The sequence below is a fragment of the Paenibacillus sp. P5_B5 genome, assembly GCF_056400365.1.
This window is the reverse complement of record NZ_JBFULK010000001.1, coordinates 138,290-155,234: the sequence shown is the minus strand read 5'-3', so window position 1 is coordinate 155,234 and position 16,945 is coordinate 138,290. Positions and strand designations below refer to the sequence as shown.

At 40.4% G+C, this 16,945-nt stretch carries 22 protein-coding genes; 5 read left to right on the top strand and 17 right to left on the bottom strand.

The genetic code is table 11. The annotated features are described in order from the left end of the window. The 5 genes from spoIIIAD to AC1DOK_RS00760 all read right to left on the bottom strand — a co-directional run bounded on the left by spoIIIAD (window position 1) and on the right by AC1DOK_RS00760 (window position 2,464). On the bottom strand, window positions 1-390 hold the full coding sequence (gene spoIIIAD / locus AC1DOK_RS00780) for a stage III sporulation protein AD (protein ID WP_477552314.1): 390 nt from the start codon (window positions 388-390) through the stop codon (window positions 1-3). Window positions 391-393: 3 nt separating this feature from the next. Next, window positions 394-597, bottom strand: a complete 204-nt coding sequence (gene spoIIIAC, locus AC1DOK_RS00775) for a stage III sporulation protein AC (protein WP_477552313.1) — start codon at window positions 595-597, stop codon at window positions 394-396. Window positions 598-612: 15 nt separating this feature from the next. Beyond that, entirely contained in the window at window positions 613-1,134 is a 522-nt protein-coding gene (spoIIIAB, locus tag AC1DOK_RS00770; protein ID WP_477552312.1) for a stage III sporulation protein SpoIIIAB, read from the bottom strand. Between the two features lie 5 nt (window positions 1,135-1,139). After that, window positions 1,140-2,132 (bottom strand): stage III sporulation protein AA, encoded by a 993-nt coding sequence (spoIIIAA, locus tag AC1DOK_RS00765; RefSeq protein ID WP_477552311.1) that lies wholly within the window; start codon window positions 2,130-2,132, stop codon window positions 1,140-1,142. A 65-nt stretch (window positions 2,133-2,197) separates the two neighbouring features. After that, window positions 2,198-2,464: a YqhV family protein gene (locus AC1DOK_RS00760; RefSeq protein ID WP_477552310.1), complete on the bottom strand. Its 267-nt coding sequence runs from the start codon at window positions 2,462-2,464 to the stop codon at window positions 2,198-2,200. 238 nt (window positions 2,465-2,702) lie between these two features. Here AC1DOK_RS00760 and comA point away from each other — a divergent pair, with 238 nt between their 5' ends. The 3 genes from comA (at window position 2,703) to AC1DOK_RS00745 (ending at window position 4,820) form a co-directional block, all read left to right on the top strand. Further along, window positions 2,703-3,545, top strand: coding sequence for a phosphosulfolactate synthase (comA, locus tag AC1DOK_RS00755; protein ID WP_477552309.1), 843 nt, complete (start codon window positions 2,703-2,705; stop codon window positions 3,543-3,545). Next, a complete protein-coding gene (locus AC1DOK_RS00750; RefSeq protein ID WP_477552308.1) occupies window positions 3,527-4,276 on the top strand; it encodes a 2-phosphosulfolactate phosphatase in 750 nt (249 codons plus the stop codon). The genes comA and AC1DOK_RS00750 overlap by 19 nt, the downstream gene beginning before the upstream one ends. Window positions 4,277-4,361: 85 nt before the next feature. Further along, the gene (locus AC1DOK_RS00745; protein ID WP_477552307.1) at window positions 4,362-4,820 is read left to right on the top strand and encodes a DUF441 domain-containing protein; all 459 of its coding nucleotides are present in this window, start codon (window positions 4,362-4,364) and stop codon (window positions 4,818-4,820) included. Between the two features lie 14 nt (window positions 4,821-4,834). On the opposite strand, the gene AC1DOK_RS00740 is transcribed toward AC1DOK_RS00745, so the two are convergent. The 5 genes from AC1DOK_RS00740 to AC1DOK_RS00720 all read right to left on the bottom strand — a co-directional run bounded on the left by AC1DOK_RS00740 (window position 4,835) and on the right by AC1DOK_RS00720 (window position 9,000). Next, window positions 4,835-6,091, bottom strand: coding sequence for an aspartate kinase (locus tag AC1DOK_RS00740; RefSeq protein ID WP_477552306.1), 1,257 nt, complete (start codon window positions 6,089-6,091; stop codon window positions 4,835-4,837). A 178-nt stretch (window positions 6,092-6,269) separates the two neighbouring features. Then, window positions 6,270-6,827 carry an elongation factor P gene (gene efp, locus AC1DOK_RS00735; protein ID WP_477552305.1) on the bottom strand — a complete coding sequence of 186 codons (558 nt, stop codon included), beginning with the start codon at window positions 6,825-6,827 and terminating at the stop codon, window positions 6,270-6,272. A gap of 13 nt (window positions 6,828-6,840) precedes the next feature. Next, complete coding sequence (locus tag AC1DOK_RS00730) at window positions 6,841-7,911, bottom strand: M24 family metallopeptidase (protein WP_477552304.1); 1,071 nt, start codon at window positions 7,909-7,911, stop codon at window positions 6,841-6,843. Window positions 7,912-7,915: 4 nt separating this feature from the next. Beyond that, window positions 7,916-8,365, bottom strand: a complete 450-nt coding sequence (gene aroQ, locus AC1DOK_RS00725) for a type II 3-dehydroquinate dehydratase (protein ID WP_477552303.1) — start codon at window positions 8,363-8,365, stop codon at window positions 7,916-7,918. A 143-nt stretch (window positions 8,366-8,508) separates the two neighbouring features. Continuing rightward, window positions 8,509-9,000 (bottom strand): YqhR family membrane protein, encoded by a 492-nt coding sequence (locus AC1DOK_RS00720; RefSeq protein WP_477552302.1) that lies wholly within the window; start codon window positions 8,998-9,000, stop codon window positions 8,509-8,511. Between the two features lie 155 nt (window positions 9,001-9,155). Between AC1DOK_RS00720 and AC1DOK_RS00715 the strand changes: the two genes are divergently transcribed. Continuing rightward, the gene (locus AC1DOK_RS00715) at window positions 9,156-10,091 is read left to right on the top strand and encodes a DUF1385 domain-containing protein (RefSeq protein WP_477552301.1); all 936 of its coding nucleotides are present in this window, start codon (window positions 9,156-9,158) and stop codon (window positions 10,089-10,091) included. Window positions 10,092-10,095: 4 nt separating this feature from the next. After that, window positions 10,096-10,380 (top strand): hypothetical protein, encoded by a 285-nt coding sequence (locus AC1DOK_RS00710; RefSeq protein WP_477552300.1) that lies wholly within the window; start codon window positions 10,096-10,098, stop codon window positions 10,378-10,380. A 36-nt stretch (window positions 10,381-10,416) separates the two neighbouring features. Here the strand turns inward: AC1DOK_RS00710 and AC1DOK_RS00705 are convergent, their stop codons facing one another. The 7 genes from AC1DOK_RS00705 to AC1DOK_RS00675 all read right to left on the bottom strand — a co-directional run bounded on the left by AC1DOK_RS00705 (window position 10,417) and on the right by AC1DOK_RS00675 (window position 16,943). After that, complete coding sequence (locus AC1DOK_RS00705) at window positions 10,417-11,394, bottom strand: patatin-like phospholipase family protein (protein WP_477552299.1); 978 nt, start codon at window positions 11,392-11,394, stop codon at window positions 10,417-10,419. A 131-nt stretch (window positions 11,395-11,525) separates the two neighbouring features. Beyond that, window positions 11,526-11,951 carry a transcriptional regulator MntR gene (gene mntR, locus AC1DOK_RS00700; protein WP_477552298.1) on the bottom strand — a complete coding sequence of 142 codons (426 nt, stop codon included), beginning with the start codon at window positions 11,949-11,951 and terminating at the stop codon, window positions 11,526-11,528. A 151-nt stretch (window positions 11,952-12,102) separates the two neighbouring features. Further along, window positions 12,103-12,816, bottom strand: coding sequence for a cytochrome c biogenesis CcdA family protein (locus AC1DOK_RS00695; RefSeq protein ID WP_477552297.1), 714 nt, complete (start codon window positions 12,814-12,816; stop codon window positions 12,103-12,105). A 26-nt stretch (window positions 12,817-12,842) separates the two neighbouring features. Further along, window positions 12,843-13,652 (bottom strand): metal ABC transporter permease, encoded by an 810-nt coding sequence (locus AC1DOK_RS00690; RefSeq protein ID WP_477552296.1) that lies wholly within the window; start codon window positions 13,650-13,652, stop codon window positions 12,843-12,845. 11 nt (window positions 13,653-13,663) lie between these two features. Next, on the bottom strand, window positions 13,664-14,422 hold the full coding sequence (locus tag AC1DOK_RS00685; RefSeq protein WP_477552295.1) for a metal ABC transporter ATP-binding protein: 759 nt from the start codon (window positions 14,420-14,422) through the stop codon (window positions 13,664-13,666). Between the two features lie 51 nt (window positions 14,423-14,473). Further along, window positions 14,474-15,421 carry a metal ABC transporter substrate-binding protein gene (locus AC1DOK_RS00680; RefSeq protein ID WP_477552294.1) on the bottom strand — a complete coding sequence of 316 codons (948 nt, stop codon included), beginning with the start codon at window positions 15,419-15,421 and terminating at the stop codon, window positions 14,474-14,476. Window positions 15,422-15,767: 346 nt separating this feature from the next. Further along, the gene (locus tag AC1DOK_RS00675; protein ID WP_477552293.1) at window positions 15,768-16,943 is read right to left on the bottom strand and encodes a glycine C-acetyltransferase; all 1,176 of its coding nucleotides are present in this window, start codon (window positions 16,941-16,943) and stop codon (window positions 15,768-15,770) included. Window positions 16,944-16,945: the final 2 nt, after the last annotated feature.

Here is a 16,945-nt window from a genome sequence, read left to right as displayed (position 1 = left end):
CTAAGCAGGCAACAGCTTGATTACTGTCTCAATGATGACGGTTATGATCGGTATAGCCATAACCATAATGAGTATCTTACCTGAGAGTTCAATTTTGGAAGCTATGGATTCAAGTCCAGCATCACGTACGATTTGAGCGCCAAATTCTGCAATATAAGCAATCCCGATAATCTTAAGAATCGTCTTGAGAAATACCATGTTCACACCAGACTGCATAGCCAAGTCCTCTAGCACATGAATAACTGAACCTATTTTGCCTATTAGAAACAAGAAAATCATAATGCCTGTAAAGGCAGATAAGATAAAGGCAAACATCGGTTTTTGTTCTTTGATGATTAGAATCAGCACCGTAACAAGTAGACCAAGTCCAACAACCTGAATAATTTCCATGGGCTACTGAAACAAGAAGATCGTTTTAATCTCTTTGAATAAATTGTTGAGCAGCGAAACAACCATAAACAGCACAACAACAAATCCAATTAATGTTACCCAATGAGCCATGTCTTCTTTACCCATCTGCTTCAGAACCGTATGCATCATAGCGATAATGATCCCGATCCCGGCAATCTGAAAAATTGTATTAACATCTACGTTCATTTCCGGCACCCCACTCTAGTACATCAAAATGACCGCTAAAGCTCCGACAAGCACTCCTAGACTACGCCACATCTTCTCATAACGTTGCTGATCTTCGAGCGCTGCTGCTTCTTCGACTTGGAGTTGGCTTGCAGCTAATCGAAGATGCTTCACTTGATCAGAGCTGCTTGACCGGCCAAGTGTAAATCCTAGCTCAAGCATGATTTCTTTTTCGTTCTTCTTCATTGATGATTGATTCCATGTCTGACTAATTGAGCTTTCCCAAATCTCTCGCATGGAGCGACCATCTTTAATTTCAAGCTGTTCTCCTGCCATGTGCAGCATACCCGCTAGTGGTTCTGTTGATTGTCTACTCACGATAAGAAGTGCTTCTGGAAGTGGTGTCAAGCCAAAGCTCACTTCTGTCTCTAGTCGCTGAAGGATGCCAACTAATTGCCTGATCTGCCTAGGTCTTCGTGCATACTGCATAGCTTGATAGAATCCAAACATAGTACCCGCAAACAAGAGAAATACAGATCCAATTAATTTCAGCAACATAAGCGTCAGCCTTTCTCTACGCGATACATAGCATGAGACTTAACCAGCTGGCCTCCCTCATCATAGATCTGGAAGGCTCGTTCACTTCCTCGTCGCAACGAGAGCACAACATAACGGTTAAATAACCTTTCGGTTATAAGCTCTCTAAGCACTGGTCGCAGCTTAATGTCTGACATACCGTAGCCGTGCGCAGTAGCGATGACACTAATCCCTCCATGTAAGGCTTCATGTAATGCCTCAGCATCTTCAGGCCTTCCAATTTCATCAACAACAATGATCTCAGGAGATAGTGACCGGATCATCATCATCATACCTTCAGCCTTTGGGCATCCATCAAGCACGTCTGTACGTGGACCTAGATTGAATCTAGGTACACCTTTCACTGAAGCTGCAATTTCTGATCGTTCATCGATAATGCCAACTTTAAGCCCTCTTGCAATACCTTGTAAGGCTGTCCGATCACCAGATGAAATCGTTCTTGCTAGATCTCGCAACAGCGTTGTCTTCCCTTGCTGAGGAGGAGATATGATGAGCGTGTTATGTACTCTACGCCCAACAGGGTCGATCATGTAAGGTAGAATATCCTTGCTAACACCTACAACTTCTCGTGCAACACGAATGTTGAACGAACTTACATCGCGAATTGTCCTCACATGTCCGCTTTCTAAGACAGTTCGACCAGCCAGTCCGACTCGATGGCCACCAGGAATCGTAATAAATCCTCTACGCAGCTCTTCCTCAAACGAATAAACAGAATGATTGGTTAATAATTCGAGTAATATCTTACACTCTTCGCTACTCGGGGTGTAAGCACCAAGCGGATCACGTACCAGACCTGACTCCCTTGTTACAAATGAATAATCACCTAACCAAGAAACTTCTAGAGGCCGATCCTCGCGAATACGAATCTCTTCAAGCTTAACCTTGATCGAATTTGGTAGATTAGCAATTATTTTTTTCAGAGATAGGGGTAAGAGAGTTAGAATCGAATCGAGCATAATTAGGAATCCTCCAAGTTTGTCCAATCTGTTTACTCATATGTATGTCCTATGAGTCTCATTTATTACTTGCTTTTTAATATCCCAATAAAGATACAAGCTACACCTGCAAGCACCCAAATCATTTTGGAAAATGATAGTTTCTCAGCAAGCCCTACTAGACCAATACTAGTCGTAGTTAACAGTACAATCGGACCCACTAGTGCCAGTCCTGAATTCACAAGCAAAGCCTTATCTACCTGGGCTAAGCGAAGCATAATTATTGCAGCTATAATCTCAATACTCCCAGAAAGTACACGAAGTGTTGCCATCCCTAATACAAACTTGTTCATATACATCCCTCCTACAAGCATAGTGAGTACAAGCTTACCGTATCAATTCAATTGTCTATCCCTTGAGCACCAAAACAACTTGTACATCCTACTTTATGCAGAAGACTTCTGTTTTAGGATGAATCAATTCCACATGTACTTCCTTTATTTGATCATGATCTGGGCACCACTCTAACCAAATACGCATAGTATAGCTCTGACATTATTAATAAAATTATTAATAAATAAGGAGATTCACATGAACCCAACAATTACTGAAACGAAATGGCTTGCGGATTTAGAAGATCCATCAGGATGCAGAGAAAGTAAACCAAGGAAACTTGGCAGAACAATGATCATTGATAAGGGGCTAGGGTTACATGCCTTCAGTGATTTACTAGAAACAGCTGCAGAGCATATTGATATGATCAAAATAGGTTTTGGAACTGCACCTTTATATCCCATTACTCTATTGAAAAGAAAGATAGAATTAGCTCAAAACCATGGAATCATCGTTTACCCTGGGGGAACTTTCCTTGAACTTGCTGTTGCACAAAATCGTGTTGATGAGTTTATGAAGGTAATCTTATCTGCTGCCTTCAATGGACTTGAAGTGTCAGATGGTACGATTGAAATGTCTCGAGAAATTCGGAGTCAATTGATTAGACGAGGTTTGACGGAAGGACTACATGTATTTACGGAGTATGGGAAGAAATGCTGGGGATCAAGCATCGAAGTGGAAGAATTACTTGCAACTGTTGAAGAAGATATCGATACAGGAGCAGAGTTAGTTACAATCGAAGCACGTGAATCAGGCACTGGTGTAGGTATTTTTGATGAACAGGGGAATTGCAAGGATGAGGATTTGGAACAAATTCTGAATAGACTCACGAGCCGCGAAGCTTTACTGTGGGAAGCCCCTCTCAAAGATCAACAAGTACGTTTAATTAAAGAGTTAGGCCCAGGTGTACATTTAGGAAATATACCTCCACATGAAGCTATATCACTCGAAGCTATGCGCAGAGGACTTCGTTCAGATACTTTGTTTATGATGCATGAGCTAAGAGCCAAGGAACACCAACAATGCGAATCGACGTCGTAGCAAGCGTTAATGAAATCAAGGCAGATGAGCTCGTTCACAAAACAGCAATCGTCATCGATGCATTACGTGCAACGAGTGTCATGATAACTGCTCTAGAACATGGAGCAACAAGCATAGCAACCGCGGACACAGTGGGGGCTGCAATTCAATTAAGTAAATCAGGAGATTTACTAGGCGGAGAGCGATATTGCCGCAAAATATCCGGCTTTGATCTTGGCAACTCTCCACTTGAGTATACTTTTGCTAATGTCAATGGTAGGCATATCATTCTCACAACCACTAATGGCACCCGCTGTCTACAAAAAGCACATAAAGCTGCACACTTACTTGTAGGAGCATTCATCAACGGCAGAGCTTGTGCAAGGACGGCATTACTATTCAAACGTGACATCGTCATCCTATGCGCCGGATCAAAACAGTTATTTGCCTGGGAAGATGGCTTATGTGCTGGCTATATCACAGATGAAATAATGGCAACCATCAATGAACAACCTTTAACCATCAATGATCTCGGTTTAGCTATGCTGTCGAGTTATCATGCAGAACAATTGAACATCATGGATGCACTTAGCCGTTCCCAAACCGGTATAAGACTAGGTAAATTAGGTTTTACAGAGGATATCCTGTATTGCGCAGAGCTAGATCGAACGCAAATGGTGCCTATTATGCAAGCTGGACAAATCGTTCCATTTACAACAGACCCTCGTTCTAAATCGCCTGTACTCTCATAAACTTAGTGATGAACATGAATCCAAAACAATAGATAAGCTCTATTGAATTGGATTCACTCAAAATTCGAATATGAGGGACATGCATATGAACGGAGAAATATTGCTCCTTATTCTCATTATCATCGGCCTTATTGGACGCTCACCTATCATTACTACAGCAGCTTGCATACTACTTATTGTAAAACTAATATCGCTCGAACGTTTCCTGCCTTCAATTGAACGAAGGGGGCTTGAACTTGGTTTGCTGTTCCTAACCATGGGTGTGCTTGTTCCCTTTGCTTCAGGACGAATAGCATTTAAAGATTTTACAGCCGTTATTACAAGTGTGCCAGGTATTATTGCACTTCTTGGTGGAGCACTTGCTTCTTACCTGAACGGAAGGGGTCTAGATTTATTAAAAATAGACCCACAACTTGTTGTGGGTCTAGTAATGGGCTCCATAATTGGCATCATTTTCTTTAGGGGTATACCTGTCGGACCACTTATGGCCGCTGGAATAACGATGGTCATTATGAAGCTTGTTTTCTTTATTTGGGGTAGATAAGTTATAACATCAGATTATCTGCGATCTGCTGGACCACCGATATAAACTTGTTCTTGTGTGTCAAGGTCATATACAGTATGCAAGCCTTTAACAACATCTTGTAAATACTTGATATCGATTACACAAGAGATTTTGATCTCTGATGTACTAACCATATTGATTGAAGCTCCGAGAGAGGAAATAACCTCGAACATTTTAGCTGCTACTCCCGGTGTGCTAACCATACCTGCTCCAACTATGGATACTTTAACAAGATCGCCTTCAGATGTTACTTCACGAAAACCAACTTCGTTCTTAATACTTTCGATCACATTTACCGCTCTTTCGCGGTCTGTTAATGAACAGCTGAAGGAAAAATCAGCAGCACCATTCATTACACCACTCTGCACGATAATATCAACATCTATATGAGCTTCAGCTAGCGTAGTGAATACTTTCGCCAATTGTCCTGGTTTCTCTAGAACTCCAAGAATACTCACTCTCGCTACATTCTTATCATAAGCTATCCCGCGAACAACAATCCCTTGTTCCATACCTGCTACCTCCTTCACATATGTACCTTCATTCTGAGTAAAGCTAGATCTTACGACCAGTGCTACATTATAATTCTTGGCATATTCGACCGCTCTAGGATGCAAGACTGCTGCCCCTAAGTGCGCGAGTTCTAACATTTCATCGTAGGAAATTTCACTTAATTTGCGAGCACATTTCACAATACGCGGATCAGTGGAATAAATTCCATCTACATCTGTATAAATCTCGCATAGGTCCGCTTCAATCGCTGCTGCTAATGCAACTGCTGTTGTATCCGAACCACCACGTCCAAGCGTCGTAATTTCTCCATCCGCAGACATACCCTGGAAACCTGCAACGATGACAATTTTGTCATCGGCAATCGCTTTAAGTACACGATGTGGATCAATATCTGTTATACGAGCTTTACCATGTACAGGTTCAGTGACCATACCACATTGCCATCCGGTAAAAGAAACAGCACGCTCACCTAAACTATGAATAGCCATTGCAAGCAATGATACTGAAACCTGCTCACCAGTTGTTAATAACATATCCATTTCTCTAGCAGGTGGTGTTCCATCACAAATTTGTTTAGATAAATCAATGAGTTCATCTGTCGTATCCCCCATTGCAGATACAACAACTACGCAAGAATGACCTTCCGCTTTGCGGTCGATAATTCGTTTGGCTACACGCTTCATACGCTCAGCATTTCCAACAGAGCTTCCCCCAAACTTCATCACAATCAAAGACAAAGCTGTTCACTCCCTAATATTCTTTTTTTATTAATTAATGATTATAACACATCTATTGTAAATAAAGTGATAAAGAACTTATTACAACGGTATAAATTTAGCTATCAGACTTTCTTATATATTGAGAAAAACCTCCCAGTATCAAATGGATACTAGGAGGTTCGGCCAGCTTATTGTTCTATGCACGTGAAGAATATTTACCTTCGCGAGTATCGATGATTAGAACATCGCCTTCGTTAATGAACAATGGCACTTGTACATTAAGGCCTGTTTCCATTTTCGCACTCTTAGTTGCACCTTGAGCTGTATTCCCTTTAACACCTGGTTCAGTCTCAACAACTTTAAGCTCAACGGAGTTCGGTAAGTTAATTCCTAGGATCTCACCTTGGTAGCTCATTATGTTGATCATCATGTTTTCTTTAAGGAAGTTAAGCTCCCATTTAAGCTGATCCTGCATTAATGCAATTTGATCATAAGTTTCTGTATCCATGAATGTGTGCTCTTGTCCACTAGCATATAAGTATTGCATCTCACGGTTCTCGATGTGTGCGCGGCCAACGTTCTCACCAGCACGGAATGTACGTTCTACGGTATTACCGTTACGTATATTTTTGAGTTTGGAGCGAACAAACGCTGCGCCTTTACCTGGTTTTACGTGTTGAAAATCTATTACGGTGAATATGTCACCCTCTACCACAATCGTTAAGCCTGTTTTAAATTCATTTACTGATATCACTAAGAATTCCCTCCTAAAGTACTAACAATTCCTTGGTTGATTTGGTTAAAATGCGAATGCCATCTTCTTTAATAACAACATCGTCCTCAATACGAACCCCACCAAATCCAGGAAGATAAATTCCAGGTTCGACTGTCACAACCATACCTGGTTGTAGTTGTCTGAGTTCTCTCTTGCTTAGTCCAGGACTTTCATGAACTTCCATCCCTAATCCATGACCTGTACTATGTCCAAACTGCGCACCATAGCCGTATTTATCAATAACATCACGAGCTAGAGCATCTGCTTGTTGACCTGTAAGACCCGGTTTGAGTCCACTTAAACAAGCCAGATTAGCCTCAAGTACAATCCCATAAATCTCTCTGTGTCGGTCCGAAGGTGTTCCTAGCACAATCGTACGTGTAATATCAGAGCAATATCCTTTATAATACGCACCAAAGTCCATTTTTACAAATTCATTATTACCTATAACACGATCGCTAGCAACACCATGTGGAAGAGCAGAACGCTCGCCCGATGCAATAATCGTATCGAATGAAGTTGAGGTACCCCCGTTTTGCCGGATAAATACTTCCATTTCTAGTGCAACTTGCTTCTCGGTAATTCCTGGTCTTACAAAATTCAAAATATGTGTGAAAGTAAGATCTGCTAAATCTGCAGCTTCCTGCATAATTTGAAGTTCTTGCTCATCCTTAATCATACGTAAGTTCTCAATGATGTTCGCAGTAGGAATAAGCTCGATGTCTGTTAAATCAGCTTTGTAGGACGCATGTGTCATAAAGCTTACATGAGCCTGCTCAAAACCCAGAGCATTCACATTATGTTTGCGAAGCAGTTCAAGTACAGTTGTCATCACACCAGGTCCATGTTCAACAACTTCAAAATGATTAGCTTGCTCACCTGCTTGCTCCATATAGCGGAAATCAGTTAACAAATACGCAGCGTCAGAAGTTACGAGTACATAACCAGAGCTACCCGTAAAGCCTGTTATATACTGACGATTGTAAGCATTTGTAATGAATAAAGCAGCTAATCCAGCTTCTTGCATTCCAGATCTAAGTCGTTCAATCCGTTTCTCTTGCATACGATCACTCCTTGTCTTTCGCTAGAATATGATAATATAACGCCATTAAGCCAATTTCATAACCGTATGCCCCGAATCCCGTTATTTGTCCAACGACTACCGGTGCTGTCACAGAATGATGTCGAAACTCTTCTCGTTTATGTATATTGGATAAGTGTACTTCAACAGTGGGGATACTCACTGCAGCAAGAGCATCACGAATAGCATAGCTATAGTGAGTAAATGCACCTGGATTAATCAGGATGCCATCTACATGTCCGTAAGCACCATGAATCGCATCTATTAGCACGCCTTCATGATTAGACTGTAGAAATTGAAGCGAAACTCCGATGGTCTCAGCTACTCTTCGTAAATTGTTCTCAATCGACTCTAAAGTATCAGAACCATATACAGCTGGATCACGAATCCCAAGCATATTCAGATTCGGACCGTTCAGTATGAGTACTTGTTTCAAGGAAACCTCCCCCTAAGATGAGAAACCTATCATCATCAAACTCATCATACATGATAATATCGCATCAATATCCGTAGATATTTTACCATATGAACGCTAAATGTGTATATATCGTCTTTTATTAGGATAAAATTCAGTCTCTTTCACGTCGTACTTGACTGTGTATCACGTGTCCGATCATCCGTAAATTCAAGCGCAATTGTATAGCCAATAAATAAGCCCCACACTACATATAAGCACAATTCCGCCATAATCGTATTCCAATCATATTGGTTAATAGGTTTCATCATTCCCGTAAGTGGTCCAATCAACAAACAAATAAGGGCCCACCACACAATCCCATATACAATTCCAAGCCAAGACCCCTTGACTTTGTAGAACCAAGCACCATATATAAATGAAGCAAGAATCGACAACACAATAAAGCTAGCCCATCCGATTAATATTCCTTGCCATTCTGTCAGATAACTGTGTTTATAGAACGGTTCGACCAAGAACCCAGGAACAATTACAGTAAATTTTAAATAAAATTCAAGAATTTTAAATGCCCCCCAGATGAGCCCAGCATAAAAACCTGTGTAGATTGAAAATAGCCACCGATTTGTTGACTTACTTGCGGTTCGCATCACATTCATTATTCGACTTCTCCTTTATCCTAAAACTTCGTCTTTGTAGTATATACAAACTTTCCATAGACTATTGGTAGCATTCTCACCAGGTATCCGTTACAATAAGAATGTAAAAATAGGACAAAAATAGGACTCATTTTTGAGTTTCAGAAGGTGATAATATGTCGCAAAACAATTCAATTTATGGTGGTCAAGCTGTCATTGAAGGTGTCATGTTTGCTGGTAAAACAGTTCATGTGACGGCTGTACGAGTTAAAGATGGTTCAATTCAATACCTAGAAGTACCGAAGAAAGAGATCGGTTGGGTAAATACCCTCAAGAAGATTCCATTTGTCCGCGGTATCGTCGCACTTATAGAATCTGCTGCCAAAGGCGCTCAGCATTTGAATTTTGCTGTAGAAGCTTATGCTGATGAAGAAGAAAAGAAAGAGCAGGCAGAAAAGCCTGGAATGATGTCTAATTTAGGAATGATTCTCAGTGTTGCAGTAGTCGGAGTTCTCTCCTTTTTATTCGGTAAGTTTGTCTTAACATTAGTGCCTACTGCAATCGAATCCTTCTTATTCGCAAATGCATTCGAAAACCAAATTGGTCACAATCTGATCGAAGGTGTCATCAAAATTATTTTGCTTGTTGGGTATTTATATTTCATCTCATTAACACCAATGATTAAGAGATTATTCCAATACCATGGAGCAGAACATAAGGTTATCTCGGCCTATGAGGCTGGTGTTGAATTAACAGTTGCTAATGTCCAGAAGTTCTCCACACTTCACTATCGCTGCGGATCATCGTTTATTGTTTTTACAGTGATCGTCGGTGTCATTATTTATTCCTTCTTCCCTTATGACGGGATTTGGGAGCGGATGCTTCAACGTATCGTTCTATTACCTGTTGTAATTGGCGTCTCTTACGAAGTACTTCGTGTAACGAATTTAATGAGAGAAACACCCATTCTTCGTTACCTCGGCTATCCAGGATTATGGCTTCAGAAGCTAACAACCAAAGAACCAGCCGATGACATGGTTGAAGTATCTATTGCTTCATTCAACCGGATGCGTGAATCGGACATCAGATTCTATAATCGCTCAGAGGTATAATGCGATGAACAGATATTCTTGGCCTCAGAAGATCATAGTAATAGTCATTGGTATCCTAATCGCTATTGGCCTTATTGTAAGCATAAGTCATCTACTTCTTCCAATTCTTGTATTCGGTGCAATCTTCTTTTTGTATAAATTCCCTCCGAATAGCTGGAAATATAAGCGTAGAGAATCTAGATCAAAGAATAATCGTCCAAAAAGCACGAAGAAGAAGAATACACGCTTTCGTGTCATACAAGGCAACAAAATAGATGATAATGATGATGACAAGCCGAAATATCATTAATACGACAAAGACCTGTTCCATTAGTGGAACAGGTCTTTATGTGTTCGGTAACACAAAACGTTCATAATCGTTCAAATAGGATGTTTTGGACCAATTCTTGAAATATTGATCAGCCGCAGCATACCCCGCATTAAAGAGCTCCATACTTTTATCTATTGTGATGTTAAATTCAGTTGTCTGTACGCCTAGTGTCGGGATTTTGACCGTTCTAAATAAATTATGCTTCTCAATGTATCGTTCATCATGAGCTCCCATCATCGTCGCAAATAAAGCTTGCAGCATAGAAATAGGGTCAGTTATCGAGTGAACGGCCTTCTGATTCTTACCAACCAGCTGAAAGCCGATTGTAGGTAAGAAATTCACCTTGGTATTCTGTTTATCGAATAACCATAGTGGGAAATTGCTTAGGAGTCCTCCATCCACAATGTAAATCGATTGATTAGGATGTTGGTTTTTAATTTGAGCTGAGAAATTAATTTTCTTAGAGGCTGATGGTCGAATACGAACAGGATCAAAGAAGAACGGAATTGAACAGCTCATTCGAACCGCTTTGGCAATCGAGAATTTATTTGGATCAATCCCATATTGTTCTATATCATCAGGTAAAACAAGTAATTTGCCTTGGGATATATCAGAAGCAATAATCCGAAGCTTTCCCGGGGCTAAATCTCCGAATGTTCTTATATTTTTCTCTGCAAGGATTGTTTCAATCCAGTGCTCTAATGCTTCACCCGCGTATAAGCCTTTCTTCATCATCAGTCTAATTGCAGGACCAATCACTTTCGTATCATAGATCCAGCAACGTTTAAGGAAGGATTGAAATGGCGTATTTAGGATCAGCTTCTTCAGTTCTTCACCGGTGTATCCAGCAGCCAGACAAGCGGCTACGATCGAGCCGGAAGATGTTCCAGCCATTTGACTAAATTGAATATCGTTGTCTTGCGCAGCGCTAATAGCCCCAGCTAGCGATATTCCTTTAACGCCTCCACCTTCAAACACCGCGTTAATATGCATCTTCGTTTCTCGCTCCTTCCATACCGAGCACTCACTTGTATGTATGCACAGAAGAGCAAGATCATTCTAATTTTATATGCCAGAAAAAAGCCCACAATTTATGTGAGCTTTAACTTACCTCTTGGTAGTATCTAATTATCACTGTCCAGTTCTGAACGAAGATTTCTTAAATCTTCCAATCGCTTGGGATCACGATTAAAATATTCGACTAACGTCTCAATACAAGTAATAGAATCTGAGCTTAGATGATGCTCGATTCCTTCTACGTCTCCATAAATAAATTCCTCCTGTACGCCAATTACAGAAAGAAAATTCTCAAGTAACTGATGACGCTCCATTAAACGCTTACCCATCTTCTTTCCTTTGGGTGTCATTATAAGGCCGCGGTACTTCTCATATATCAAATACTGATCCTTGTCGAGTTTCTGAATCATTTTGGTAACCGAAGAAGGATGAACTTCTAAACCTTCAGCTATATCGGAAACACGTGCGTAACCTTTTTCATCAATGAGCTTATAAATACGTTCTAAATAGTCCTCCATGCTTGGTGTAGCCATGTAAAAGGATCCTCCCCTATGATCGATACTAGTAAACGTATCTTAACTTTTCTTTACCTATAAAGCAAGTTTCATTAGTACTTAATTTCACAAAGACAATTATATTTAATATTTGGCACGATTTTGAATATTTCACTAGAATCGGTATGTACTAGAATTGGAGCCAAGTAGGTGTAATTCCATTTAACCAAGCCGTAATTCTCGATAGTTGATCTGTATAGAGTAATATTGCCATAATGATCATTACTACGCCTCCAACCTTCATGAAAGCGGCTGAATAACGTACAATCCATTTCGTTGAACCTATGAAAAATGACAAAATAAAGAACGGAATAGCAAAGCCAAGCGAATAAGCTGTGATCAATCCGAACCATGTACCTGATTCTGAAGCACTGAGTGCCAAGATAGCAGATAAAATTGGACCCACACAAGGAGACCAGCCTGCTGCAAACCCTATTCCAACAAATAGAGAACCAAGGTAGCCAGCAGGCTTAAATTTAATGTTAAACTTACGTTCTTTCATTAACCATTTAGGCTGGAAAACACCAATCAGCATTAAGCCCATAACAAAAATTAAAATAGCAGCAATTTGTCTAAGTAATCCACCGTTACCTCGAAAGAAATCAGATAACATACCAGCAGCAAAGCCCATACTATAAAAAATAATAGAAAACCCAATAATAAAACTAAGTGTATGTAACATCATACTGCGTCTTGCCGTTTTACTAGAAACACCCGATTTCAATTCTGCTACTGATATTCCCGTAATATATGAAATGAAAGACGGGTATAAAGGTAAGCAGCAGGGTGAAATAAACGAAGCAAAGCCTGCCCATAACGCAAGCCATAAGTTAACAGATGCCAATTAAAGCCCCCCTAAATATGTCGTCCTTATACTTTAACACTTTTCTTTATTAGAATCGCAATCAACATCACGATAAGACTGAGTACAATCGTTGCACCTGGCGCTGAATTCCATACACCAGCAATAAAGAGCCCTACAATAACCGCAATTTCCGAAATCAGTACGGAAATAAAAACGGATTGTTTGAAGCTTCTGGCTAGTAGCAGTGAACAAGCAACTGGAATCGTAAGCAAAGCAGATACAAGTAAAGCACCTACGATCTTGATTGCAGCAACAATAACAAGGGAGGTAAGTATCGTAATGATAATATTGAATAATCGGACCGGCAAACCACTAACACTCGCCGCTTCTTCATCGAAGAACATTAAGAAAAATTCTTTAAAATGTGTAAGGACGGTCAGTAATACAGCTACAAATACACCAAATACAATCCATAAATCAGCTTGATCCAGTGTGTAGATGTTACCAAAGAAGAATGTCGTTACATTCATATTAAAGCCTTTTCCAAGTGTAAACAAGAACGTAGCTAGCGCAACCCCACCCGACATGATGATTGCGATCGATAATTCCGCATATGATTTATACGCTTTTCGCAGCCATTCAATCGCAAATGAAGCAAGAATAGCAAATATTAATCCTACTGCGAGCGGATATACGTTGATAAGAAACCCAAGTGCTATACCCGCGATGGACACATGAGCAAGCGTATCGCCAATCATGGACAATCTACGTAAAACAAGAAAAACCCCCATAAGTGGGGCTGTAATTCCGATTAGAATGCCTCCGATTAAAGCGCGTTGAAAAAAAGGCTCCGAAAAAATGTCGAATATTTCCATAAGGACTCCCCTTACCTATTATTGACTGAATGGATGAAGTCTGTCTGACCACAATCCTCAGGATCATGCGTATGTCTGACAAAAAACTTAAGCTTATCGCTTTGATGTGTAGGTTCATCCCCCAAGTAAGAGTGCATCATGTCCATATCATGCGATACCATAAGGAAGGTAATGTGATGATGACGGTGCATATGCTCAATCATTCGAAAGAAGTCTTCCTGTGTCTCAGCATCTATGCCTACAGTTGGCTCGTCAAGGATTAGTAGCTGCGGGTTGTTGATCAGCGCTCTAGCCAGAAACACTCGTTGCTGCTGCCCGCCAGATAATTGTCCAATTTTACGTTCAGCTAAATCTTCGATTCGCATCATGTTCATCGCATCATCACATTTTTGTATATCCGCTTTATCAAGCCGGCGATATAGCTTTTTTTTACCATAAAGTCCAGATGTGACAACTTCACGAACAGTTGCTGGAAATAGTGGATTGAATGAATTTTTCTGCGGGACATAGCCTATTAAATCCCAATCTTGGAATTTGTGTATAGGTACATCGAACAGACGGATCATTCCCTCTTTTGGCTTAAGTAAGCCGACTAGCATTTTGAGCAGTGTTGTTTTACCTGCACCATTGGTACCGACGAGCCCAACAAAATCTCGCTCTAAAACAGTGAAATTAAGATTATCAATCACTTTCTTATTTTCGTATGAGAACGAGAGTTGTTCAATTGAAACCACCGACTTATGACATCCATCCAGTATTCTACTCATCATGAAACATAACTCCCTTTAAAATCTCGTGTAGTAAGGCATTCGCAACTTAGTCTATTGTAGAGCTTTCAGCAAATTTTTCAAATTCGATTTCATCATCGAGAAATAGTCTTCACCACTCGCTATTTGCTCATCTGTCAAACCCTCTAACGTATGCAGCACTAGCGTTTCAACTTGTGCATCGCGGGCAAAGGTTTTAGCTAATTTGTCTGAGACAAGATCCTCAAAGAATATATATTTCACATCATGTTCACGTATGAATGCATTAATCTTCTTCATATCTTGCGCGGATGGTTCTGCTTCAGCAGATACTCCCATAATGGCTAACTGTTTTAAGCCATACTCGTGACATAAATATCCGAATGCTTGATGGGATACCACAATTTCTTTTCGAGGCAATTTACCAATCTCATTCTTAAATGTCTCGTGAAGCTCGTCAAACTGCTGGGCTAACTTACTATAATTCGCTTCATAGTCCGCTTGATTAGCCGGATCCACTTGAATTAATGCATTCTTGATATTCTCTGCCATTTTCTTGGCATTCATAGGTGATAGCCATAAATGAGGATCCCTTTCTCCCTCACTAATTTCCTTAGAATCAGCACTGTGTTCCTCATGCTCATCATTTACATTACTACCAATCGGAATTAATTCAGCACCTTCGCTTACCTTGATCGGTTTCACTATAGCATCCTTGCGCAATGATTTCAGGAAATCGTCTACCCAGCCTTCAAATCCAACACCTTGATACACAAACAGTTCAGAATCTGATGCCACCTTGATATCTCTACTCTTAGGTGTCCAGTGATGAGGTTCTATTCCAGCAGGTACAAGATTAACAACATTGACATGATCCCCGCCAATTTTACGAGTAAAATCATACAAGGGGTAAAAAGAGGTTACGACATTCACTTTATCTTTAACTAGAACCTCCGAAGTGGAAGAACTGCATCCTGTTAATAAGGTAAAAGTTAGAATTGCAATTGCGGTAAGTAAAGTCATTTTTTTAAGCATGGTGAATTCCTTTCTTTTTCGCGTTCCTTAATCGTAATGATTTCTATTTGATTATAGTAGGCTTTATTCTACCTGTCAACGTTAATAGTAACAATTACGAATAAACAATCCCTTAATTGATATGTATGCAATGACAACAAAGAAAACTAACCCCACTAGACATATAAAGTAAAATGTCCTAGGAATTAGCTTTTTGCTAAATCGCTTTGATTATTCAAGCTTATATCATACAAGAATTGAAACCACTTATTTATGTTCTTGAATGCGGTACATCAGACTGTCAAAATCGCCACGCAATGAAAGCTCAATCCCATTATTATGATTATTCCCACAATTAGATTAAACCAAATTCACGACCAGCTCGTTCTATGACATCTAAGGCAAATTTCAGATCATCTTCAGTATGCGTAGCGGTGACAATTAACCGAACCCTACCTTTATTTGCAGCTACAGTTGGATATACAATCCCTTGTGCAAATACACCTTCTTGTAGTAAGCGATCAGAGAATCTCATAGTCTCAGCCGGCTCCCCTACAATAATCGGAATGATCGGCGTTTCACTAGCACCTGTGTCAAAGCCTAAACCTTGAAGTGCTGCACGAAACATGGTTGCATTGCTCCATAATTGATCGATCAACTCTGAGCTTTGCTGTAAGGTCTGGATCGCTGCTAAACAAGCTGCGGCAACTGCAGGTGGGGATGAGGTTGAGAATAGAAAAGGCCTCGCCTTGTGAATCAGATAATCCTTCAACACCTGTGAACCTGCTATGTACCCGCCAACAACACCAATTGCTTTGGATAACGTACCGACTTGAATATGAACCCTACCATGCAATCCAAAATGGTCAGTAGAGCCTTTACCATTCTTGCCGAGCACGCCACTTGCATGTGCATCGTCAACATAAACAAAGGCATCATATTTCTCAGCAAGTCCGACGATCTCTGGTAAAGGCGCTATATCCCCATCCATACTAAATACACCGTCTGTCACCACGAGTCGTTTCTCATAATTCTGACTTTTCTTAAGAACCGCTTCTAATTGATTCATATTTTTATGTCCATAAATTTGACGATCTGCTTTAGTCAAGCGTATACCGTCGATAATACTAGCGTGATTTAATTCATCGCTTATTACGACATCATTCTCTCCTAGAATAGACCCTAGAACCCCTTGATTTGTCGTAAATCCAGATTGAAAAGCGAGCACAGCTTCTGTCTGCTTAAATTTAGCAAGCTCCTGCTCTAATTGATCGTGAATATCGAGTGTACCTGTTATCGTCCGTACTGACCCGCTACCAACGCCATATTTTTCAGTAGCTTCAATTGCTGCACGTTTTAAGTTTGGGTGATCCGTAAGTCCCAAATAATTATTGGATGACATTTGCAGAACGCGCCTGCCGTTTATAACCATCCAAGTTCCTGAACCACTTTGCCAAACGGATAGAGGCCGATATCTCCCTCTTTCTTTGAGCTCTTCAAGCTCCTTAGCTAGCCCATTCCAGTCTGCCACTG